Genomic DNA, 21,465 nt, shown 5'->3' on the forward strand with positions numbered 1-21,465 from the left:
CCGCGAACCGGTGACGAGCAGGCGGTGGCTCAGGTGGAGTAGGGCTTGTCCTCGTGCCGCGGGTCGGACGTGGGATAGCCCGCCCTGGGGTCCACGCCCTCCGGCTGCGGCTCCTCGCCGCCCGGGCTCTGCTCCGGCGGTGCGTCCGCCGGGGTGTCGAGCCGGCTCGTGTCCCGCAGGCCGTCGGTGCTCACCTGTCCCGGACCGGTGGGACCGACCCGCTCGCTGCTGGAGCCCATGCCGCCGGCCGCTCCCTCCGGGCCGGAGGAGTTCGGCGTCCCGCGCCGCTCCGCGGTGTCGGGCTTGGCGGTCTGGTCGGCGGTCTGGTCGTCCTGTCCGGTCATGGACTCGTCCCCTCGCTCGTGGATGGCAGACGTCCTGTTCCCCGGAGACCGGTCACGATGCGCACCGGCCTCACGCCCACGGGTCCGTGATCTCCCGCAGCATTGCCATCGTCTCCTCCAGCTCACGCATCCGGGCCGCGCCGACGTGCTCCTCCCACTCCGCGAGCGCACGGGCCACCTCGGCGTCGGCGTGCTCCCCGACGGCGTGCGCCCGCGGGGTGAGCCGGACGAGCTTGGCGCGACCGTCCGCGGGGTCCGCGACGCGCTCGACGTAGCCCGCCTGCTCGAGCTGGTCGACCAGCGCGGCCGCCGACTGCTTGGTCGTGCGGGCGCGCGCCGCGAGCGTCACCACCCGGCTGCCGCCGGGGTCGACCTGCGCCATCAGGCGGGCCTGGGCGGGCGTCACGTCGGTGGCGCCGGCGGCGACCAGCGCGTCGTACGCCCGCGTCTCGAGGGAGCGCGCGGCGACCCACATCAGCACCCCGACGTTCGGCTGCCCACCACCCGTTGACGACGACTCGACCACGGGCGCATATTAGTCAGATAACCTGACCATCTGGGAGGCGACGCGATGGACAGCGACGCGATCTGGCACCACATCGACACCGAGCGCTCCGCGCTGGCCGACATCCTCGAGCCTCTCCCCGCGGACGACTGGCGCACCCCGTCGCTGTGCGACGGCTGGACGGTGCGCGACGTGGCGGCCCACCTCTGCTTCGCCCACGCGGGCCTGCGGGAGGCGCTCGTACCTGCCGTCCGCTCCGGCTTCCGCTACCACGCGACCCTCCGCAACGCAGCCCTGTGGAGCCCGCTCGACCACGAGCAGATCGTCGCCACGCTGCGCGGCTTCGTCGGCTCGAGGCGTACGGTCCCCCTCGTCACCGAGCGCGAGCCGCTGCTCGACGTGCTGGTCCACACCCAGGACATCTGCGTGCCGCTCGACCTCGACCACCCGATGCCCGTCGCCGCCGCCGTCGACGCCCTGGAGCGGGTGATCTGGTGGTCGCGGCGGATCCCGCTCGGCCCACGCCTGCGCGGCGTCCACCTCGTCGCCACCGACGTGGCGTGGGAGTGGGGCTCGGGTCGGCGCGTGGAGGGCCCCGTGCAGTGGCTGCTGCTCGCGGCGGCCGGACGCACCGTGGCCCACCAGCACCTCAGGGGCGAGGTGGGCGCGCTGACCTGAGGAAACGCTCCACCACGACCGCGGCCTCCTCGGGCGTCGGCATCGCCGCGACCTCCGCCCGCACGGCACCCGCCGCGCGACCGTACGCCTCGTCGGCCAGCACCGCGTCGAGGGCTGCGCGCACCGATGCGGGCGTCACCTCGTCGGGACGCAGGACGACGGCGGCGCCGGCCGCCGCGGCGCCCGTGGCCACGTGGAACTGGTCGGCGCCCATCGGCAGGAGCACCAGCGGCACACCCTGGGCGAGCGCGCCGAGCGTGCTCCCCGACCCGCCGTGGCCGATGGCGGCGGCGGCGCGCGGGAGCACCTGCGTCTGCGGGACGAAGCGCTCGACGCGCACGTTGGCCGGGACCGCTCCCAGCTCGGCCGGGTCGACGTCGCGACCGGTCGTGAGGACGGCCGACCCGACGCCGTCGAGGGCGGCGAGGAGCGTACGGAGCAGGTCGGGGCTGTTGAAGAGCGTGCCGAGCGTCGCGTAGACCACCGGCGGCTCGAGGTCGGCCACCCAGTCCGGCACCGCTGCCGGGTCGGGCGAGGTCGGGCGCAGGGCGGTCACCTCGCCCGGCGGGAGCTCCGTACGGAAGCGCGCCGGGGCGAGGTCGACGTAGAGGCCGTCGAACGCGCCGGCGAGCCGCGCGGGCGGGACCCCGAGGGCGTCCCAGACCGGCGCGACCCGCTCGGAGGCCGCCTCGAACCACGCCAGCGGGATCATCGGCCCCCACGAGTGGTGCACCGCGGGGACGCCCAGCGCGGCCGCGACCGCGGGCGCGGCGAGGTCGCCGCTCTCGAAGACGACCGCGTCGGCGCCCCAGCGCTCGGCGACGTCGGCGAGCTCGCGCGCCTTGCGGTGCGCGTGGCCCTGGGCGAAGAGCAGCGCGAAGACCTCCTGGCCGGTGTCCGCCCGTACGGCGCTCGCGTCGCCGAGCGTGTCGACCACGCCCTGCCAGGCCTCGTCGTGCGGGCACCCGGCGGCGAGGGCGTCCAGGCCCTCGGCCTCCACGTGCGCGTGCCAGCCGCGCTCGGTGGCGACGGCGACGTCGTGCCCGCGGCTGCGCAAGGCCCGTGCGAGCGGGACCATCGGACGGAAGTGTCCGTCCAGCGGTGTCGAGCTGAACAGGATCCGCACCGGCCCCGCCCCTTCCTCTACCCGGCGCCCACCAGCAGCATCGTCGTGGCGAAGACGAGACCGGACGCCAGCAGGGTCACCATGGTGTAGCCGAGGATGTCACGGATCTTGAGCCCGGAGATGGCCAGCACCGGCAGCGCCCAGAAGGGCTGGATCATGTTGGTCCACTGGTCGCCGTAGGCGATCGCCATGATCGTCACCGAGGGGTCGACGCCCAGCCGCGCGCCGGCGTCGAGCATCACCGGCCCCTGCACGGCGAACTGGCCGCCGCCGGAGGGCACGAAGAAGTTGACGACCCCGGCGGACAGGAAGGCCAGCACGCCGAAGGTCGACGGCCCCGCGGTCTGGACGATCCAGTCGGAGAAGACGGTGATCAGGCCCGAGGTGGCCATGATCCCCATGATCCCGGCGTAGAGCGGGAACTGCAGCAGGATCTCGCCGACGTTGGACGCGGCGTTCTTGGTCAGCGCGATCAGCTCCAGCGGGCTGCGCACCAGCAGGAAGATCAGAGCCAGGAAGGTCCAGTTGACGATGTCGAGGGTCGCCGTGCCGCCGTCGGCGTAGTGGATCACCAGGTAGGCGACGAGCGCGAGGCCCACGAGCAGAGTGAGGACGCGGCTGGCGTCGACGCGGTCGGCGGGCGTGACGACCTCGTCGATGACGACCTCGTCCTCGTAGCGCGCGTCGGTCTTCATCTCGACGACCTCGTCACCGCCGCGCGGCGCGACCAGCGCGAGGCCGACGCCGACGGCGACGATGGTCGCGACGATCGCGACCAGGTTCCACCAGGCGAAGGTGGTCTCGCTGATCGGGATGGTCTCGCCCAGCTGCTCGGCGATGAACGACCCCTCGGTCGCCGCGGTCAGGGTGCCGGAGCCCGAGTAGCCCATGTGCCAGATGACGTAGCCGGAGTAGCCGGCGGCGACCAGCATCGGGAAGTGGAGCGCGAGGCCCTTCTCCTTGCCCTGGCGGGCGACCTCGACGGCCAGCAGCACGCCGACCACCAGCCCGAGGCCCCACGTGATGAGCGAGGCCACGGCCGCGACGCCGAAGACGAACAGGTAGCCCTGGAGCGCGGTCTTCGGGATCCCGCCGAGGCGGGCGAGCAGGGCGCGCACCGGCCCGGTGTTGGCGAGCGTGTGGCCGAGCAGCAGGATCAGCGCCATCTGGGTCATGAAGGCCAGCAGCCCGGACAGGCCCGCGCCCCAGCCGCGGGTGATGTCGACGGGGCCGCTGTCGGTCAGCAGCAGCGCGAGGATCGCCACGACGAACGTCAGGACGATCGCGAAGACCAGCGCGCTCGGGATGAACCGCTCGACGACGGAGTTGACCGGTCGCATGACCCCCGAGAGCGCTGCTGATCGCTGCTGCTGGTCCTCTGCGCTCGTACGGGGCATGACGATCTCGCTCCTCAGGGTCCGGGGGTGGTCTGGACCACACCCCACCGCCGACCGTCGAACGCTGTCAAGGCGCCCTAGGCGACGGGCGCCGGGACGACCGAACGGCGCGGCGAGCGGTCCGGCAGCCAGCGCACCGCTCCGTACGTCTCCTCCGACGAGCCGTAGACCAGCAGCGCCAGGAACACGCCGTAGACCGGGAGGTGGCCGACCATCTCGGTCTGGCCGAAGAGCAGCAGCGTCGCGTTGAACGGCACCATCGCGACCAGCACCGCCACCTGCGGGAAGGCCCCGGAGATCACCAGCAGCCCGAACAGCAGCTCCGTCGCCCCGGCGACCGCGACGAAGGTCTCCGGTGAGACGTCGAGGCCGACCAGCGCGAAGACGTCGAGCGCCGGGTAGCGCTCGAGGGTGTCGATCGCCATCGCCGGGTTGGTGAGCTTCTCCGAGAAGGCCAGCACGACCAGCGCCACGCCGACGCCGAGGCGCAGCCACAGCAGGGCCCAGCGCAGGTGCGCCCGCGAGGGGTGCGCCGCTCCGTACGCGTCGGGGCCGGGCGGCACGACCACGAGGAAGGCGGCGACGGCGGCGAGGTTGGCGCACTCCCCCAACGCCGTCCAGCCCGCGACCAGGGCGAGGGCCGGCGCGAGGCCGAGCACGAGGGCGGCGGCGGTGCGCAGCTGCCAGCCGGTGACCAGCCAGATGCCCAGAGCGGCCTCGACGAGCAGCAGCGCGCTGCCCCCGGCGCCCTCGAGGTGGTCGTTGGACGGGGTGATGAACGCGCCCGTCGCCGCCAGCGCGAGCAGGGCGACGCCGAGGTGGATGCCGAGCAGGCGCGGCACCCACGGCACCAGCCGGGCCAGCGGGCGCAGCACCGGCAGCTCCGGGCGGTCGACGCGCAGGGCGACGACCCGCCACAGGACCGTCACGACCACCACTGCCGCGGTCAGCGCGAGCGGCAGCGGGGAGAGGAAGAACGACCAGTCGCCGGCCTCCCGGGACTCGACGAACCACCGCTCGTGGGTGGGCAGGGACGGCACGAGGGCAGGGGCGAGGGCCGGGAGGGCGAGGGTCATGGCTCCACCCTCGGCGCCGGTCGGGGTCGGCGTGGAGCGCCGGAGGTCAGCAACTCCGCGGGACCTTGGTCCCGAGGCGTCGGCCGCGTCCCGGACGTAGGGTCGCGGCATGCCACTCCACCCCCTGCGTGCCGGCGAGCACCTCCTGGCCAGGACCGGTGTGCGCTCACGTGCCCGCCACCGCGCGGACCCCTCGTCGCTCGGCCACCCGGCCGGCCCGCCGTCGACCCGTGCCGCGCTCGGCGAGCTCGGCGCCGGCCTCGACGGGGTTCGGCTGCTGGGCGCGCTGCCGCGCCTGGCCACCGCACCCCGCGGCGACGGTCACCTCGTGGTCGACATCCCCGGCTGGCGGGCCCCCGAGCTGTCCGGTGCGCCTCTGCGGGCGTACCTCAGGCGCCTCGGGTACGACGCGCGCGGCTGGGGCTTCGGCACCAACACCGGCGACCCGCGCCGCGACGTCGAGCGGCTGGCCGAGCGGGTGCTCGGGCTGGTCGAGGAGACCGGCGCACCGGCCTCGCTCGTCGGCTGGAGCCTCGGCGGCGTGATCGCGCGCGAGGTCGCGCGCCGGCACCCCGAGGCCGTGCGCCGGGTGATCACGTACGGCACCCCCGTCACCGGCGGGCCGCGGCACACGACGGTCGCGCGGGTGCAGAACCGCGGGGCCGAGCCCGACACCGGGCGCGTGACGCGGCGCCTCGACCCGACGGCCCCGGTCCCGGTGCCGCTGACGGTCATCTTCTCCCGGCGCGACGGGATCGTGTCGTGGCAGGCCTGCCTCGACCACACCTCGCCCGACGCCGAGCACGTCGAGGTGTCGTCGACGCACATCGGCATGGGTGTCGACCCCGACGTGTGGTCGGTCGTCGCCGACCGGCTGGCGCGGCCGGCCTGAGCAAGCGGCCTGACGTCAGGCGTCGACGACCGGGTTGACCAGCCGGCCGATGCCGGGGATCCGGCACTCGGCCACGTCGCCGGCGCGCACGTGGATCGCGCCCGGGGTGCCCGTGGAGATCACGTCGCCGGGGAACAGCGGCATCACCGCGCTGTGGAAGGCGACGAGGAACGCCGGGCTGTAGCGCATGTGCGCCACGGTGTTGGTGCGCATCTGGTCGCCGTTGACCACCGTCGAGACCTCCACCTCGCCGATCGAGCCGAACCGCTCCAGCACCTCGGCCATCGGCACGATCTCGGGACCGAAGGAGAAGAACCCGGGGAAGTTCTTCGAGCGGGTGAGGAAGCGCGGGTTGCGCTGGAGGATGTCCTCGGCCGTCTGGTCCAGGACCGTGGTCACACCGAAGACGTGGTCGAGCGCGTCCTCCTCGGACACGTTGCGGCACTCACGTCCGATGACCAGCCCGAGCTCGCCCTCGGCCGTGGTGCGCTCGCTCTGCGGCGGGATCGGGATCTCGTCGGCCGCGCCGATGATGGTGTGGTCGCCCTTGATGAAGGAGGCGGGCTCCTCCGGCACCGACTCCGACAGGTCGGCGGCGTGGTCGACGTAGTTGAGCCCGATGCCCCAGATCTTGCGGGGCCGCCGGTAGGGCGCGGTGAACCGGACGTCGGCGGCGGGCCGGAACGCGTCCGGGCCGGCACCGGCCGCGGCGGCCGCCAGCGCGTCGTACAGGTCCTCCTCGATCACGGTCAGCAGCGACGGGACGCGCCGGTCGGTGAGGTCAGCGACCGCGACGACGCCGCGCTCGGGGTCGACGAGGACCGGCACCTCGGTGCCGCGCTCGAGGATGGTGGCGAGTCGCACGATGGGCCTCCTGGGGTCGTGGGTGTCAGTAGCCGGCGACGAGGCCGCCGTCGACGCGGACCTGCTCGCCGGTGACGTAGCCGGCCTGCTGGGAGGCGAGGAAAGCGACGACCGCGCCGAACTCGGCCGGCTCGCCGTAGCGCCGGGTCGGGATCGCCGCCTCGGACGCGGCCCGCGTGTCCTCGACCGTACGGCCGGTGCGCTCGGCCGCGGCGCGGTCGAGCTGGGCGACGCGGTCGGTGTCGATGCGACCGGGCAGCACCATGTTGACGGTGACGCCGTCGCCGGCGACGGTGCCCGCGAGGGTCTTGAGGTACGCCGCGAGCGCCGCGCGCCCGACGTTGGACGCGGTCAGCGTCGGGATGGGCTGCTGGACCCCGCTCGACCCGATGGCCAGGACCCGGCCCCAGCCGCGCTCGCGCATCCCCGGCAGCACCTCGCCGACCAGCGCGACGTGCCGGGCCACGAGCAGGTCGAAGGCCGCCTGCGCCGAGTCGGCGGTGAAGGCGTCAGCCGGTCCCGGCGGGGGGCCGCCGCCGTTGAGCACCACGATGTCGACCTCGCCGAGCTCCTCGCGGGTGCGAGCGACCAGCAGCGCCGGGGACGCGGGGTCGGTCAGGTCGGCGACGACGCCGGTGGCCGAGGGCAGCGAGCCCGCGACCTCGTCGACCACCTCGGCGCGGCGGCCGACGACGACGACGCGGGCGCCCTCGGCGGCCAGGGCTTCGGCGGACGCGCGACCGAGGCCGCCGGTCGAGCCGAGGACGAGGGCGACCTTGCCGGTCAGTCCGAGGTCCATGGGGTTCCTCCTGGGGTGTCGGGCAGGTGGGACAGGTGCTGGTCCACCAGCGGCAGCAGCGCCGGCGGGAGCGTGGGGGCCGGCGGGCGGACGCGGCCGGTGGCGAGGACGCCGCGGCGGCGCAGGACCTCCTTGCGGATGGCCAGGCCGATGCGGAGCTGGCCCTCGAAGGTGGCCAGCGGCAGCCACGGGGCCCAGGCACGGTGGGCGGCGGCGAACCCGCCCGAGTCGTACGCGTCGAGCGTCGCCCGCAGGCCCTCGGGGTGGCTCATCCCGGTCATCGCGCCCGCGGCGCCACAGCCGAGCTCGTCGACCAGGCCGACGCCGCCGAGGCCGCCGTACACCGGGGCGGCGACCACGGCGGTCAGCGCGGCGATCGCGGGCGGGGTCGGCGCGGCCTCGGCCTTGACCGCCGCCACGAAGCCGTCGCACTGCCGGACCACCTCGACCAGCACGTCGGCGGCGACGCTCACGCCCGAGGCGGCGGGATAGTCCTGCACGACGACCGGGAGCCCGGTGGCCTCGTGGACCGCGGTCAGGTGCTCGACCAGGACGTCGGCGCGCGGCGAGTTCACCTGCACCATGAGCGCCCGCGGCGGCCGGTGCGCGGCCTCCAGGCACGCCTGCGCCTGGTCGACCGCGACCGCGGTGGTGCGGGCGGGGAGCCCGAGCACGACCGGGAGGTCGCTGGCAGTGGTGACGGTGCGTACGACGTCCTGCTGCTCGGCCCGGGTGAGGGCGTCGGCCTCGCCGAAGACGCCGAGCGCGACGACGCCCTGCGCCGACACCGCGTCGGCGAGCGCGAGCTGCCGCTCCAGCGAGGCGGTGTCGAGGGCGAGGTCGTCGTCGAAGGGGGACGCCAGGACCATCCACAGCCCGGGGTCGAGGTGCACCGCGCTCACCGCGCCACCTCGCGCCCGAGCACGACGTCGACCACGTGCTCGGCGATCGCCAGGCTGGAGGTGGCCGCGGGCGAGGGGGCGTTCCGCAGGGCGGTGACCCGGTCGCGGGTGCTGATCCGGAAGTCGTCGACCAGCTCGCCGGTGCGCTCCATCGCCTGCGCGCGGATGCCGCTCGGCCCGTCGACGACGTCCTCGAGCCGCAGCTCGGGCACGTAGCGGCGCGCGGCGGCCACGAACCGGCGCCGGCTCAGCGAGCCGGCCATCTCCGCCACCCCGGTGCGCCAGTGCTGCCGGGCGAAGCGGCGGAACCCGTCGTACGCGACGACCTCGCGCAGGTCGCGGGCCGACACGGTGCGCCAGTCGTAGCCCTCGCGGGCGAGGGCGAGCACGGCGTTGGGCCCGACCATCACCTCGCCGTCGACGCGCGGGGTGAGGTGCACGCCGAGGAACGGGTAGCGCGGGTCGGGCACCGGGTAGACGAGCCCGTTGACGAGCGAGCGGCGCTCGGGGCGCAGCAGGAGGTACTCCCCGCGGAACGGCACGACCCGCGGGTCGCTGGTGTCGCCCGCCTGGCCGGCGGTGCGGTCGGCCCACAGGCCGGTGCAGAGCACCACCCGGTCGACGCGCTCCTCCACGGTCCCGGCCGGGGTGCGCCCGGTGAGCACCACCCCGCCGGTCTCCTGGCGGATGCCGACCAGCTCGGTCGAGAGCCGTACGGTGCCGCCGTCGGCCTCGACGAGCTCGGCGAGGCGGCGGGTGACACCGGGGTAGTCGACGATGGCCGTCGACGGGGAGTGCAGCCCGGCGACCCCCCGGACGTGCGGCTCGATCTCGCGCAGCTCCGCGCCGGAGATGCGCCGGATGCCGGGCACGCCGTTGGCGAGCGCCTTGGCCTCGATCGCGCCGAGGCGGCCCTCCTCCACCTCGTCGAGCGCGACGAGCACCTTGCCGCACGCGTCGTAGGCGATGTCGTGCTCCTCGCAGAACTCCCGCAGCAGGCCCACCCCGCGACGGCACAGGGTCGCCTTGAGCGACCCGGGCTCGTAGTAGAGCCCGGCGTGCACCACCCCGGAGTTGCGCCCGGTCTGGTGCGCGGCGAGGCGGTCCTCCTTCTCCCACACGGTGACCGACGCGTCCGGGTCGACGACCTGGAGCCGGCGGGCGACGGCCGCGCCGAGGATGCCGCCGCCGACGACGGCGTACGACGCGGCGCTCATGCGGCACCTCCGGTCACGGCCTGCTGGTCGAGCCAGGGGCGGTCCCACGCGAGGTCCTCGTGCTGGCCGAGCAGCGGCGGCGGGACGCTCGAGGCGGCGGGCGACCCGTCGTAGCGCAGCGCGCCCCCGGGCACCGCCACCTGCCCGAGGGTGGCGTGCCCGAGCTCGTGGACGAGGCCGAGGTGGCGCACCTGCTCCCAGTCGTAGACCTCCGGGATGCTGCGGATCCGCCCGGCGGGGACGCCCTCGCGCTGCAGCTCGGCGAGGACGTCGTCGGCGGCACGCCCGGACAGCAGGCCGTCGATCTCGGCCTGGAGCGCGTCGACGTGGGCGACCCGGTCCCGGTTGGTGGCGACGTCCTCGCGGGCGGGGTCGATGCCGACCACCGCGGCGAAGCGGCGCCACAGCGACTCCGACCCGACCGCGATGACGAGCGCGGCGTCGGCGCACCGGAAGGTGCCGTAGGGCGCGATCGAGGGGTGCCGGTTGCCCGTACGGGCGGGCACGCGTCCGCCGGCGAGCCAGCCGGCGCCGTGGAAGGCGTGCACCGAGGTGACCGCCGCGAGCAGGCTGGTCTCGACGGCCCGGCCGACGCCGGTCGTCTCGCGCTCGTGGAGCGCCGACATCACCCCGAAGGCCCCGAACATGCCGGCCAGGATGTCGGCGATGGGCAGGCCGACCCGGGTGGGGTCGCCGTCGGCGTCGCCGGTGAGGCTCATCAGCCCGGCCTCCGCCTGCACGATCTGGTCGAACCCGGGACGGGTCCCGTCGGGACCTCCCGAGCCGAAGCCGGTGATCGACAGGGTCACCAGCCGCGGGTTGGCCGCGCGCAGCGAGGCGGGGTCGAGCCCGAGCCGCGCCAGCAGCCCGGGGCGGTAGTTCTCCACGAGCACGTCGGCGTCCGCGCACAGGTCGCGGAGCCGCTGGGCGCCCTCGGGCGACTTGAGGTCGAGCCGCACCGAGCGCTTGCCGCGGTTGGCGGAGAGGAAGTAGGCCGACTCCTCCTCCGCGCCGGGGGCGGCGTCCGGGCCGGGCACCGCGAACGGAAGCCAGCCGCGGCTGTCGTCGCCCGCGGGCGGCTCGACCTTGAGCACGTCGGCGCCCACGTCGGCGAGCATCATCGTGGCGTACGGACCGGCGAGCGCGCGGCTCAGGTCGACGACGCGTACGCCGGCCAGGGACCGGTGGTCGGTCGGGTTCATGATCGTCCTCCCATCAGCTTGAGTCCCACGCTCATCAGCACGATCACCGAGGTGATCCGCAGGACGTGGATCGACAGCACCACGGGCACGTTGGCCCGTACGTCCGCCGACAGCGCGCCCATCTGCGCGATGCCGCCGGGGGCGGTGGCGAGCAGGGCGGTGTAGGCGTCGAAGTCGGTGAAGCGCCACAGCCCCCAGGCCAGCGCGAGCCCGAAGACGAGGAAGAGCACGACGGTGAGGATGATCGGGACCGCCGCCGAGCGCAGCGCCGTCAGCGACTCGCGGGTCACCGACTGCCCGAGCAGCGCGCCGATCGCGACGTAGACCACCCACTTCACGCCGCCGGGCGCCGGCCAGCTCAGCTCGGTGGCCAGCGACAGCGCGGCCACCCCGATCATCGCGCCCAGGAGCGGCGCCGCGGGCAGCCGCAGGAGGCTGGCGACCACGGCGCCGGCGACCGCGGCTGCCGCGGTCGCGGCGACCCCCGCGATCACGTGGAGTCCACGCGTTCGGTCTCCGGCTCGCGGTCGGCGGCGTCCGTCGACCGGTCGGCGGCGTCCTGCGTCGTGGGAGTGGTGCCGTCGACGTCGGTCAGCTCGCCGGCGCGACGGGCGCGACGGCGGCGCATCGCGCCGTACCTCGCGATGGCGCGGGCGGCCGCCCTCTTGATCAGCACCGTGACCAGCGGGAGCACCAGCAGCAGCACCATGAGGACCAGCAGGGCCCGCGAGGTGCCACGGTCGAGGAAGACGCCGAAGCTGCCACCCGAGATGATCATGGTCTGGCGCAGCGACTCCTCCGCCATCGGACCGAGCACGAGGGCGATCACCATCGCAGCGGGCGAGAGCCCGAAGCGGCGCATGAAGAACCCGAGCACGCCGCAGCCGAGCATGATCGCGACCTCGATGATCGAGCCGTTGACGGTGAACGTCCCGAGGACGCAGAAGACGATGATCGACGGCCCGAGGACGCGGAAGGGCACCCGTGCGATGCTGGCGAAGGCCGGGATGCAGAACACGTTGACCAGCAGCAGCATGATGTTGCCGAGGAACATGCTGGCGATCAGGCCCCATGCGAACTCGGGGTTCTGCGTCATGAGGAGCGGACCGGGCTGCAGGCCCCACATCAGGAAGCCGCCCAGGAGCACGGCGGTCGACGCCGAGCCCGGGATGCCGAGGGTGAGGAGCGGGACGATGGCGCCCGAGGACGCAGCGTTGTTTGCGGCCTCGGGGCCGGTGAGGCCGGGCATCGCGCCCTTGCCGAACTTCTCCGGCGTCTTCGAGACCGAGCGCTCCAGGTTGTAGGACATCAGCGACGCGACCGTGGCACCCGCTCCGGGGGTCGCCCCGACGAAGAAGCCCAGGAACGAGCCCCGGGTGATCGGTCCGGCCGACTCCCGCAGGTCGTGCCCGGTGGGCCAGAAGCCGCGCGAGCGCGCGGACACGTTGAAGTAGGCGAGCTTCTCGAGGTGGCCACCGCGCCACAGGGTGTGGAGGATCTCCCCCACGCCGAACAGGCCGATGGCGACCGGGATGAAGTCGATGCCGTTGATCAGCTCGACCGAGCCGAAGGTGTAGCGCTGCTGGCCGGTGCCGATGTCGATGCCGACGGTGGCGATCGCGAAGCCGATCAGTGCGGAGAGAGTGCCGAGCAGACGGTTGCCGCCGATGATGACGATGAGGGTCAGCAGGCCGAGGATCACGACGAGGAAGAGCTCGGGCGGGCCGAAGGTGGCCGCGAGCGCCGCCGTCGCCGGCGAGGCGACGCTGATGAGCACGGCGCCGATCGTGCCGGCGACGAAAGAGCCGATGGCTGCCATCACCAGGGCGGGCCCGGCGCGGCCCTGCTTCGCGAGTGGATAGCCGTCGAAGGTGCTGGCCACGGTGGCCGACTCGCCGGGGGTGTTGATCAGCACCGACGTGATCGTGCCGCCGTACATCGCGCCGTAGTAGACCGCCGCCAGCATCACGACCGCACTCGTCGGGTCCAGGGTGAAGGTCAGCGGGAGCAGGATCGCGAGACCGGCCGAGGGCCCGAGACCCGGCATCACACCGACGATCATGCCGAGCATGACGCCTGCCAGCAGCAGCAGCATGTTCATCGGGGTGGCGATGGCGACGATGCCGTTGGCCAGGTTGTCGAAGGTGTCCATGTCGGGTCTCCGGGATCAGAAGCGCGGCAGGATGCCCTCGGGCAGCCCGGCGTTCAGGAAGGTCTGGAGCAGCACGTACATCGTGAGCGGGAGGCCGATCGCGACGACGGCGTTGAGGAGGTGGCGCCCGCGGTTGAGCATGCTCAGCATCACCATGAGGAAGAGCGCCGAGGAGATGATCGTGCCCAGCGAGATCAGCGTCGCGGCGAAGACCGCGGACGCCAGGACCATGATCGTCAGCAGGCGGGGGTGCTTGCCGAGGTCGGCGTCGCCGACCTCGTCCTCCATCGCGACGACCTCGTCGTCGTGGGGGGAACGGATGGCGGCCACGAGGCCCCACAGGGTGAGCGCGAGGCCGGCGACCCCGATGATCCGCGGGAAGAACCCCGGCCCGATCCGGCCCGCCTGGGTGCGCCACTCGAGGGCGAAGGCCATCTCGGTGTAGACCGCGAGCACGACCAACACCGCAGCGAGGAAGACCGTCTTGGGACGGACCCACCCCGCGACCCGGCCCGAGGGCCGGGTCGCGGGGCGCGCGGTGTCAGCCAGGCTCACAGGGCACCCAGCTCGGTGAGCTTCTCCTCGAAGGCCGTCTGCGTGTCCTCGAGGTAGGAGGTGAAGTCCTCGCCCCAGCGCTCGTCCTCGAGGAGGAAGTTCTCGTCGAGGTAGGCCTGCCAGTCGTCGGTCTCGACGACCTCCTGCATCGTGTCGATCCACCACTCCTGCGCCTCCTCGGGGGCGTCGGGCGGCAGGATCAGGCCACGAGGCATGGACGGCAGGTCGCTGACGCCGTTCTCCTCACCGGTCGGCACGTCCGGCAGCGCCTCGAGGCGCTCGGGACCGGTGAACAGCAGCGGGGTCACCTGGCCGGCCTCGATCTGGCCCATGATCGAGCCGGGGTTCGAGATCATCGTGTCGATGGCGCCCGAGAGCAGCGAGGTCTGCATCTGGCCCTCGTCGTTGTAGGGGACGTACTCGATCTCGTAGCCCTCGGCGTCCGCGACCATCTGCTGGATGATGTAGTCGACGTTGACCGTCCCGATGCCGCCCACGACGACGGAGCCCTTCTCCGTGGCGTAGTCCACCCACTCATCGTAGGTCTGGAAGTCGGCGTCGCCGGCCGCGATCATCAGCGCGTTGTCCGCGGCCAGCAGCCCGACCGGCGTGAAGTCGGTGGGCTCCCAGCCGGTGTCGGCCTGCAGCGGGGTGGTGATGAAGGATCCCGACGTGGTCGAGATGCCGTAGCCCTCGCCCGCCTGGTTGAGGAGGTAGCCCCAGCCGGTGGCGCCCGAGCCGCCGTCGCGGTTCTCCACGCGGATGTTCTCGGGGTAGAGGTCGTTGCTCTGGAGGATGTCGACCATCGTCCGCGCCATGATGTCGTTGCCGCCGCCGGGACCGAACGCGATCGTCCAGTCCATGTCCTCGGACGGGTACGCGCCACCCGACCCACCGCCCGAGTCGCCGCCGCAGGCGCTCAGCGTCATCATCAGCGCGGCCGCCGAGGCGAGCGCGATCCTCGTGTGCTTCATGGTTCCTCCTGGTTGCGTGGCACGGCGACGCCGTACCGGTGAAGAGAGTGGTGGTGTTGTCACACCGCGTCGAGGCGTTGCCACGAACCGGTGCCGAGAGCTGTGAGGCGCCCCTGCTCGTCGCTCATGCGCGACTCGAGGTGCACGATGCGGCGTCCGGCGCGGACGATCCGGCCGGTGCAGGTCCCGGTCCCGGTGAGGGGACGGAAGAACCGCATCTGCATCTCGATCGTCACGGCGGCGGACAGGAACCGCTTGGACAGGTGACCCATCGAGATGTCGAGGGCCGTGGTGATCACGCCGCCGTGCACCGACCCCTGCGGGTTGCACAGGTGCGGGGCGTAGGGCAGGACGACGGTGCAGGTCTGCTCGGTCTCGTCGTAGGAGATGTCGAGCTGCAGGAAGCGACTGAGGAAGAACGACCCGAACTCCCAGGCGGGGTCGGACGCCGCGGCGTGGGCCAGTGCCGACACCGCGTCGGCGTCGACGCGGGGTGCCGGGAGGCCGGTCTCGGTCGTCGTCATGTCAGGACCAGGTGAAGTTCGGCGAGCGCTTGGCCATGAACGCCTGGACGCCCTCGGTGAAGTCCTCGGTGTCGAACGAGGAGTTGCGCAGGTCCGTGGTGGCCTCGTCGTCGCGCACCTGCCCGCCCACGACCTTGTCGACCATGACCTTGCCGGCCCGTACGCTGAACTGGGCGCGGCTGCACACCGTCTCGGCGAAGCCGTAGGTCAGCTCCTCGAGGGCGTCGGTGTCGGTCACCTCGTCGAACAGGCCGAGCTCGTAGGCGCGGTCGGCGGGGATCTGGAGTCCGGAGAACAGGATCCACTTCGCCCGGGACGGACCGACCAGGTCGACCATCCGCTTCGTCGACTCCAGGCTGTAGACCAGGCCCAGCTTGGCCGGCGTGATCGCGAACTTGGCCGCCCGGTCGGCGAACCGGATGTCGCAGGCGAGGGCGAGCCCGGCGCCGCCGCCGATGCAGTAGCCGTGGATCATCGCGATCGAGGGCTTGGTGAGCTCCTCGATCGCGTGCTCGGCGGCCGCGACCTTCTCGTTGTAGGCCTTGGCCTTGGTGGCGTCGCTGCGCTCGGCCTCGAACTCGCTGATGTCCGCGCCGGAGGCGAACGACCGCTCGCCGGCGCCGCGCAGCACGACGACCTTCACCGTCGGGTCGCTGTCGAGACCCCGTACGACGTCGGGCAGGTCGCGGTACATCGCGACGTTGATCGCGTTGTGGCTCCCGGGACGGTTGAGGATCACGGTGGCGACGGCGTCGCGTCGCTCCACCACGATGTGGTCGGACATGTCAGGCCTCGTCATTCGTCTGGTCGTGGAGGTGGGGACGGGCGTCGAAGACGACCTCGTCGGCGAAGAGGGCGGCGATGTCCTCCTCGCTCGTGCCGATCTCCCGGAGGACCTCGGCGGTGTGCTGGCCGAGCCAGGGGGCCGGCCCGCGCACGGAGTAGTCCAGCGCGGAGAACTTCGTCGGCGGACCGATGGTCTTCATGTCGCCGATGACCGGGTGGTGGACGTCGGTGACCATGCCGCGGGCGACGACGTGGGGGTCGGCGAGGGTCTCGTCGAAGGTCAGCACCGGGCCGCACGGCACCCCGACCGCGTCGATCGTCTTGATCCACTCCTCGGTGGTGCGGGTGGAGGTGATCGCCTCGATCTCGGCCTCCAGCTCGTCGATGTGGGCCATCCGGTCGGGGAGCGTGAGGAAGCGGGGGTCGTCCTTCCACTCCGGCCGGTCGAGCGCGGTGAGCAGCCGCAGCCAGAGCCGGTCGTTGGCCGCACCGATAGTCACGTAGCCGTCGCTGGTCCGGTACGCCTGGTAGGGGGTGGAGCGCCGGTGCCGCGTGCCGGTGGGCTGGGGCACCTCTCCGGCGCCGAAGTAGGCCCCGGACTCCCACACCGCCCAGGCGAGGCCGGCGTCGACGAGGGAGATGTCCATGTACTGGCCCTCGCCGGTCGCCATCCGGTGCATCTGCGCGGCCATGATCGAGTAGATCGCGGTGGCGCCCGCGGCGATGTCGTTGACCGCGATGCCGACCTTGGCCGGACGCCCGCCGGGCTCGCCGGTCATCCGGAGGAACCCGACCATGCCCTGGGCCATGATGTCGAAGCCCGGACGCTCCTTGTAGGGACCGGTCTGGCCGAACCCGCTGATCGAGCAGTAGAGGATGTCCTCGCGCACGGCCTTGACGCCCTCGTACCCGATGCCGAGCCGGTCGGCGACGCCGGGCCGGAAGTTCTCGATGACCAGGTCGGCCTGGGCGGCCATCGCCAGGAACAGCTCGCGGCCGCGGTCGGTCTTGAGGTCGAGGGAGACCGAGCGCTTGCTGCGGTTGGGCATCGCGAAGGGGTAGCTCTCGCCGTCGACCTTCGGCGCCATCCGGCGCGAGTCGTCCCCGGTGTGCGGCTGCTCGACCTTGATCACGTCGGCTCCCAGCTCGGCCAGCACCATCGTGCAGTAGGGCCCGGACAGGAAGCGGGTCAGGTCGAGGACACGGAAGCCGTCGAGTGGACGCCGGGGGGTGGTTTCCCGTATCGTGGGATTGCTTGCCGTCATGTGGGAACTGTGGCACACGCCACAACGCCCGTCAAGGGTCTTCCCGGCGTCGGGCACACTGACCTACGTGGAAGAGGGCAACGGGACCGTGAACGGACGCAGCTCGGTGCAGTCGATCGATCGGGCCGTCGCGATACTGCGGTGCTTCGACGCCCACCACGCCGACCTCGGGATCAGCGAGATCGCCCGCGCGACCGGGCTGTCGACGAGCACGGCCCACCGGCTGCTGGGCTCGATGACGGCCAACCGGCTGCTCAGCCAGGGCCCCGACAAGCGCTACCGGCCCGGGCCGCTGCTGGTCCAGCTCGGCCGCTCCGGGGCGGTGCCGTCGAGCCTGCGCGAGGCCGCGCGCCCCTACATGGTGGCCTTGCGCGACGAGGTCGACGAGACCGTGGGCCTGCACGAGCTGCTCCCGACGTACGAGCGCGCCGTGGTCGACCAGGTCGAGTCGCGCCAGGAGCTGCGCCGGCACTACACCGACGTCGGGGTGCCCATCGCGCTCACGCACGGCGCGCCCGGCAAGGCGATCCTGTCCACCCTGCCGTGGGCGCGCCAGCAGGCTGCCCTCGCCCGGGGCATCGAGCCGGTGACCGAGCGGACCGTCACCGACCCGACGGCCCTCGCCGCCGAGCTCGAGGAGGCCCGCCGGCGCGGTTGGGCCGGGTCCGACGCCGAGCGCACGCCCGGGATCCGGGCCGTGGCGGCCCCCGTCTTCGACCACACCGGCGCGGCCGTCGGGGCGCTCGGCCTCTCGGTCCCCACCGTACGGATGGACGACGCCCGGGCCGACGAGCTCGGGACGCGGGCCGCGGAGGTCGCCTGGGAGGTCTCCGAGACCCTCGGGGCCACCCGCGAGCTCGTCGACCAGCGCCTGGCGCTGGCCCGCGACCCGGCCCGCACCGGCTGAACCGGGTCCGGCTGCCCGGGGCTGCTCAGGGTTCGAGGACGAGCTTGCCCCCGGGGTGCTGGCCCATGAGGAGCTCGGTGGCCTCCCGTGCGTCGGCGAGCAGGAAGGTGCGCGCGACGGGCACCACGAGGCTCCCCTCGCCGGCCCACCGGACCAGGTCGGCGCGCACCGACGCGCGGAACTCCTTGCTGGCCGGCATCGCGCCGGCGATGGCCGTGAAGCCCTCGGCGCGGGCGCGGTCGGCGGCCGCGATGGTCACGATGCGGGAGCGGTCGTCGACGAGGGCGAGGGAGACGTCGACCGCCTCGTCGGTGCCGACGCAGTCGAGGGCCGCGACCACGCCCTCGGGCGCGAGGTCGCGAACCCGCTGCTCGAGCCCGTCGCCGTACGCGACCGGGACGCCGCCGAAGCCGCGCACCACGTCGTGGTTGGCCGGGCTCGCGGTGCCGATGACGCGCGCACCGAGCCGCGCGGCCTGCTGCAGCACGCTGACCCCGACCGCCCCGGAGGCACCGTGCACGAGGATCGTGTCGCCCGCGGTGACACGGGTGACGTGGAGCATCTCCGCGGCCGTCGTGCCCGCGAGGAGCAGGTTGGCGGCCTCGCCGAAGCCCAGGGTCGGCGGCTTGGCGAAGACGTCGCGCGCCGGCACGGTGATCTCAGTGGCCCAGCCGCCGGTGATGCGGAAGGCGAGGACCTCGTCGCCCACCTGCACCGGGCCCGACGCGATCACGGTGTCCGGACCGACCGCGCTCACCACGCCGGCGACCTCGTAGCCGAGCCCGCGTGGGAAGTCGGCCGCGTCGCCGCGTGCCACGTGCTTGGCGTCGGCCGGGTTCATCCCCGCGGCACGCACCGCGATCGTCACCTCGCCCTGCTGTGGCGCGGGGACGTCGTACTCCTCGAACGAGAACACCTCGAGCCCGCCGGGGCGGGTCGCGATCCAGTGGTGGGCCATGGCCCCGAACCTAGACCCGCGTCCCCAGCCCGGCGTACGGGGCAGGCCTCAGCCCAGCGGCGGGAGCGTCACGACCTGGCCGGCATAGCTGAGCCCGGCGCCGAAGGCGATCAGCAGCGCCGTGTCGCCGACCGCGGCCTCGTCGTTGCGCAGCATCGCCTCCATGGCGAGCGGCACCGACGCGGCCGAGGTGTTGCCGGAGTCGACGACGTCGGTGGCGATGGCGACGGAGTCGGGCAGCTGGATGTTCTTGGCCAGGGTCTGGGTGATGCGCAGGTTGGCCTGGTGGGGGATGAAGGCGTCGAGGTCGTCGACCGAGACGCCGGCGAGGTCGAGGGCCTCGTGGGCGACCTTGGCCATCGCGAAGGGCGCCCAGCGGAAGACCGCCGTGCCCTCCATCTGCACCACCGGGTGGTCGGCGTCGGTGTGCTCACGAGCGCCCATGCAGCTCGGGGTCTGGGTGATCACGTGCGCCTGCGAGCCGTCCGAGCCCCACGCGGTCGGGCCGATCCCGGCGGACTCCGACGGTCCGACGACGACCGCGCCCGCGCCGTCGGCGAAGATGAAGGCGGTGCCGCGGTCGGTGGGGTCCATGAAGCGGCTCAGCTGCTCGACGCCGATCACCAGCACGTGCGACTCCGCGCCGGAGCGCACCATCGAGGACGCCAGGTTGAGCGCGTGGCAGAAGCCCGCGCACCCGGCGGAGATGTCGAACGCGGCCGCCGTGATGCCCAGCGCGGTCGCGACCTGCGGGGCCGAGGCGGGCGTGTGCTCGGGGTGGGTCGAGGTCGCGACGATGACGCAGCCCACCTGGTCGGCGGTGACGCCCGCCGCGGCGAGGGCGCGCTCGGCGGCCGAGACCGACATGCCGATCAGCGTCTCGTCCTCGCCGGCGAAGCGCCGCGTCCTGATGCCCGACCGGGTCTGGATCCACTCGTCGGAGGAGTCCAGGACCTCGCAGATCTCGTCGTTGGTGACGAGCCGCTCGGGCCGGTGGACCCCGAGGCCGAGCATCGCTGCGTGCGTGAGGTCGGTGGGCTGCTGGATGGTCATGACGCGAGCATAGGCATGAAGGGCGTCACACCAGCAGGGCAGGAGTGCGCTCGTCCGGCTCGCCGTCGAAGAAGCGCGCAAGCACCTCCTCGTACGTCGGCTCGTCGGGGTCGGCGAGCGCGAACAGCGTCATCGACGATCGCAGCTTCATCGCGTCGGTCCCGCCGAGCACCTGCTCGGCCGTGCGGTCGTCGTCGAGGTCCAGCAACGCGCGGCAGCACTCGAGCAGCCGGGCACCCAGCACGTCGTGCCGCACGTAGGCCTGGGCCTCCGCGAGGTCGGCGATGGCGTACGCCTGGGCGGTCGGGCTGCGACCGAGCCCGGCCACCTGTGGGAAGACGAACCACATCCAGTGGCTCGTCTTGCGGCCCGCGCGCAGCTCGGCGAGCGCGCGGTCGTACGTGCCGCGGTCGTCCTGCGCGCGGACGAAGCGCTCGAGGTCGGTGGCCACCGCGGTTCAGACGGGTTCGGGCTCGGTCTCGGGGATAGGCGCGTCGGGGGCCTGGCCGGGGTCGATCGGGTCCGCTGCGGGGTCCCCGGACGGCACGACCTGCGGGTCGGACTCGGGCTCCATCGGTGTCGTCGTCATCAGTCCGTCCTACGCCTCGTCCACGGCATTGGCAACGCCCCGCCCACCCCGAGCGGTGGGATGGGACGGCTACGTTGACCGCGTGCCCGACGCCCCCTCCCGTGCGATCCAGCTGGGCGCCCTGCTGTTCCTGCTGCGCCCGACCTACGTCGCGACCGAGGTCGTCACCGCCGCCGCGACGACGGGCGGGTACAGCTTCATCGCCGACTCGGTCAGCCGGCTCGGCGAGGTCGGGTGCTCGGCGGCGTACTGCACACCGCGGCACGAGGTGATGAACGGCTCCTTCATGGCGTACGGCGTCGCCCTCGCCGCCGGCGCGCTGCTGCTTGCCCGGCCGCTCGGGCCGTGGGTGAGCGGCCTGCTCGTCGTGTCGGGGGTCAGCTCGTTCGCCACCGGGCTGGCGCCGCTCGACCAGGACGCCACCCTGCACGTGGTGGCCGCGACGCCCCTGTTCGTCGCGCAACCGGTCGCGCTGCTGCTGCTCGGTGCGCGGGTGCGGAGCCACTCACCTCGCCTGGGCGCGGGACTTCTGGCGACCGGCGCCGTCACGGCTGCCGCGGCCATCGGCTTCATGCTGTCCGGCGAGGGGCGGGCGGCAGGAGCGCTCGAGCGCGCCGCGCTGTGGCCGGTTCTGCTCGGGCTCGCGGCGTACGGCTGGCGGCAGCTGCGGCGGGACGCACGTCGACCCCGCCCCTGAGGG

General features: G+C 73.3%; 25 protein-coding genes. 4 read left to right on the forward strand and 21 right to left on the reverse strand.

Annotated elements, in window-relative coordinates:
- Positions 1-29: 29 nt before the first annotated feature.
- Both IE200_RS02070 and IE200_RS02075 read right to left on the reverse strand, forming a co-directional pair.
- Entirely contained in the window at positions 30-344 is a 315-nt protein-coding gene (locus IE200_RS02070; RefSeq protein ID WP_191277683.1) for a hypothetical protein, read from the reverse strand.
- Positions 345-414: 70 nt separating this feature from the next.
- Entirely contained in the window at positions 415-870 is a 456-nt protein-coding gene (locus IE200_RS02075; protein WP_229855976.1) for a MarR family winged helix-turn-helix transcriptional regulator, read from the reverse strand.
- A 45-nt stretch (positions 871-915) separates the two neighbouring features.
- Here IE200_RS02075 and IE200_RS02080 point away from each other — a divergent pair, with 45 nt between their 5' ends.
- Complete coding sequence (locus tag IE200_RS02080) at positions 916-1,527, forward strand: maleylpyruvate isomerase family mycothiol-dependent enzyme (RefSeq protein ID WP_191277684.1); 612 nt, start codon at positions 916-918, stop codon at positions 1,525-1,527.
- Here the strand turns inward: IE200_RS02080 and IE200_RS02085 are convergent.
- The 3 genes from IE200_RS02085 to IE200_RS02095 all read right to left on the reverse strand — a co-directional run bounded on the left by IE200_RS02085 (position 1,499) and on the right by IE200_RS02095 (position 5,126).
- The gene (locus IE200_RS02085; RefSeq protein ID WP_191277685.1) at positions 1,499-2,605 is read right to left on the reverse strand and encodes a glycosyltransferase; all 1,107 of its coding nucleotides are present in this window, start codon (positions 2,603-2,605) and stop codon (positions 1,499-1,501) included. The two genes, IE200_RS02080 and IE200_RS02085, sit on opposite strands and share 29 nt — an antisense overlap.
- 65 nt (positions 2,606-2,670) lie before the next feature.
- Positions 2,671-4,050 carry a short-chain fatty acid transporter gene (locus IE200_RS02090; RefSeq protein WP_229855978.1) on the reverse strand — a complete coding sequence of 460 codons (1,380 nt, stop codon included), beginning with the start codon at positions 4,048-4,050 and terminating at the stop codon, positions 2,671-2,673.
- 77 nt (positions 4,051-4,127) lie between these two features.
- Positions 4,128-5,126 carry a hypothetical protein gene (locus tag IE200_RS02095; RefSeq protein ID WP_191277686.1) on the reverse strand — a complete coding sequence of 333 codons (999 nt, stop codon included), beginning with the start codon at positions 5,124-5,126 and terminating at the stop codon, positions 4,128-4,130.
- Between the two features lie 109 nt (positions 5,127-5,235).
- Between IE200_RS02095 and IE200_RS02100 the strand changes: the two genes are divergently transcribed.
- A complete protein-coding gene (locus tag IE200_RS02100) occupies positions 5,236-6,018 on the forward strand; it encodes an alpha/beta fold hydrolase (RefSeq protein WP_191277687.1) in 783 nt (260 codons plus the stop codon).
- Positions 6,019-6,033: 15 nt separating this feature from the next.
- Here IE200_RS02100 and IE200_RS02105 read toward each other — a convergent pair whose 3' ends face one another.
- Genes IE200_RS02105 through IE200_RS02160 form a run of 12 tightly spaced genes read right to left on the reverse strand, consistent with a single transcriptional unit; the run spans position 6,034 to position 17,258 of the window.
- A complete protein-coding gene (locus tag IE200_RS02105; protein ID WP_191277688.1) occupies positions 6,034-6,882 on the reverse strand; it encodes a fumarylacetoacetate hydrolase family protein in 849 nt (282 codons plus the stop codon).
- 25 nt (positions 6,883-6,907) lie between these two features.
- Positions 6,908-7,681, reverse strand: a complete 774-nt coding sequence (locus IE200_RS02110) for an SDR family oxidoreductase (RefSeq protein WP_191277689.1) — start codon at positions 7,679-7,681, stop codon at positions 6,908-6,910.
- On the reverse strand, positions 7,666-8,583 hold the full coding sequence (locus IE200_RS02115; protein WP_229855980.1) for a dihydrodipicolinate synthase family protein: 918 nt from the start codon (positions 8,581-8,583) through the stop codon (positions 7,666-7,668). Before IE200_RS02115 ends, IE200_RS02110 begins: the two co-directional genes overlap by 16 nt.
- The gene (gene lhgO / locus IE200_RS02120; RefSeq protein ID WP_191277690.1) at positions 8,580-9,800 is read right to left on the reverse strand and encodes an L-2-hydroxyglutarate oxidase; all 1,221 of its coding nucleotides are present in this window, start codon (positions 9,798-9,800) and stop codon (positions 8,580-8,582) included. Before lhgO ends, IE200_RS02115 begins: the two co-directional genes overlap by 4 nt.
- Complete coding sequence (locus tag IE200_RS02125) at positions 9,797-11,002, reverse strand: CaiB/BaiF CoA transferase family protein (protein ID WP_191277691.1); 1,206 nt, start codon at positions 11,000-11,002, stop codon at positions 9,797-9,799. The genes lhgO and IE200_RS02125 overlap by 4 nt, the downstream gene beginning before the upstream one ends.
- Positions 10,999-11,496 carry an AbrB family transcriptional regulator gene (locus IE200_RS02130; protein WP_191277692.1) on the reverse strand — a complete coding sequence of 166 codons (498 nt, stop codon included), beginning with the start codon at positions 11,494-11,496 and terminating at the stop codon, positions 10,999-11,001. Before IE200_RS02130 ends, IE200_RS02125 begins: the two co-directional genes overlap by 4 nt.
- Positions 11,493-13,154, reverse strand: a complete 1,662-nt coding sequence (locus tag IE200_RS02135; RefSeq protein WP_191277693.1) for a tripartite tricarboxylate transporter permease — start codon at positions 13,152-13,154, stop codon at positions 11,493-11,495. Before IE200_RS02135 ends, IE200_RS02130 begins: the two co-directional genes overlap by 4 nt.
- Positions 13,155-13,169: 15 nt before the next feature.
- Positions 13,170-13,709 (reverse strand): tripartite tricarboxylate transporter TctB family protein, encoded by a 540-nt coding sequence (locus tag IE200_RS02140; protein ID WP_191277694.1) that lies wholly within the window; start codon positions 13,707-13,709, stop codon positions 13,170-13,172.
- The gene (locus tag IE200_RS02145; protein WP_191277695.1) at positions 13,706-14,683 is read right to left on the reverse strand and encodes a Bug family tripartite tricarboxylate transporter substrate binding protein; all 978 of its coding nucleotides are present in this window, start codon (positions 14,681-14,683) and stop codon (positions 13,706-13,708) included. The genes IE200_RS02140 and IE200_RS02145 overlap by 4 nt, the downstream gene beginning before the upstream one ends.
- A gap of 59 nt (positions 14,684-14,742) precedes the next feature.
- A complete protein-coding gene (locus IE200_RS02150; protein ID WP_191277696.1) occupies positions 14,743-15,207 on the reverse strand; it encodes a PaaI family thioesterase in 465 nt (154 codons plus the stop codon).
- Position 15,208: 1 nt separating this feature from the next.
- Positions 15,209-15,991 (reverse strand): enoyl-CoA hydratase-related protein, encoded by a 783-nt coding sequence (locus tag IE200_RS02155; RefSeq protein WP_191277697.1) that lies wholly within the window; start codon positions 15,989-15,991, stop codon positions 15,209-15,211.
- Between the two features lies 1 nt (position 15,992).
- Complete coding sequence (locus IE200_RS02160) at positions 15,993-17,258, reverse strand: CaiB/BaiF CoA transferase family protein (RefSeq protein ID WP_191277698.1); 1,266 nt, start codon at positions 17,256-17,258, stop codon at positions 15,993-15,995.
- 67 nt (positions 17,259-17,325) lie between these two features.
- Here IE200_RS02160 and IE200_RS02165 point away from each other — a divergent pair, with 67 nt between their 5' ends.
- A complete protein-coding gene (locus IE200_RS02165; RefSeq protein WP_229855982.1) occupies positions 17,326-18,165 on the forward strand; it encodes an IclR family transcriptional regulator in 840 nt (279 codons plus the stop codon).
- A gap of 25 nt (positions 18,166-18,190) precedes the next feature.
- Here the strand turns inward: IE200_RS02165 and IE200_RS02170 are convergent, their stop codons facing one another.
- Genes IE200_RS02170 through IE200_RS20985 form a run of 4 tightly spaced genes read right to left on the reverse strand, consistent with a single transcriptional unit; the run spans position 18,191 to position 20,765 of the window.
- Positions 18,191-19,123: a quinone oxidoreductase family protein gene (locus IE200_RS02170; protein WP_191277700.1), complete on the reverse strand. Its 933-nt coding sequence runs from the start codon at positions 19,121-19,123 to the stop codon at positions 18,191-18,193.
- Between the two features lie 48 nt (positions 19,124-19,171).
- Positions 19,172-20,176 carry a beta-ketoacyl-ACP synthase III gene (locus IE200_RS02175; protein WP_191277701.1) on the reverse strand — a complete coding sequence of 335 codons (1,005 nt, stop codon included), beginning with the start codon at positions 20,174-20,176 and terminating at the stop codon, positions 19,172-19,174.
- Between the two features lie 25 nt (positions 20,177-20,201).
- Positions 20,202-20,627 (reverse strand): DUF1810 domain-containing protein, encoded by a 426-nt coding sequence (locus IE200_RS02180; protein ID WP_191277702.1) that lies wholly within the window; start codon positions 20,625-20,627, stop codon positions 20,202-20,204.
- Between the two features lie 6 nt (positions 20,628-20,633).
- Positions 20,634-20,765 (reverse strand): hypothetical protein, encoded by a 132-nt coding sequence (locus IE200_RS20985; RefSeq protein WP_268245521.1) that lies wholly within the window; start codon positions 20,763-20,765, stop codon positions 20,634-20,636.
- 82 nt (positions 20,766-20,847) lie between these two features.
- Here IE200_RS20985 and IE200_RS02185 point away from each other — a divergent pair, with 82 nt between their 5' ends.
- On the forward strand, positions 20,848-21,462 hold the full coding sequence (locus IE200_RS02185) for a DUF998 domain-containing protein (protein WP_191277703.1): 615 nt from the start codon (positions 20,848-20,850) through the stop codon (positions 21,460-21,462).
- Positions 21,463-21,465 lie beyond the last annotated feature (3 nt).

Source organism: Nocardioides flavus (ex Wang et al. 2016), assembly GCF_014653115.1.
GTDB classification, from domain to species: domain Bacteria; phylum Actinomycetota; class Actinomycetes; order Propionibacteriales; family Nocardioidaceae; genus Nocardioides; species Nocardioides flavus.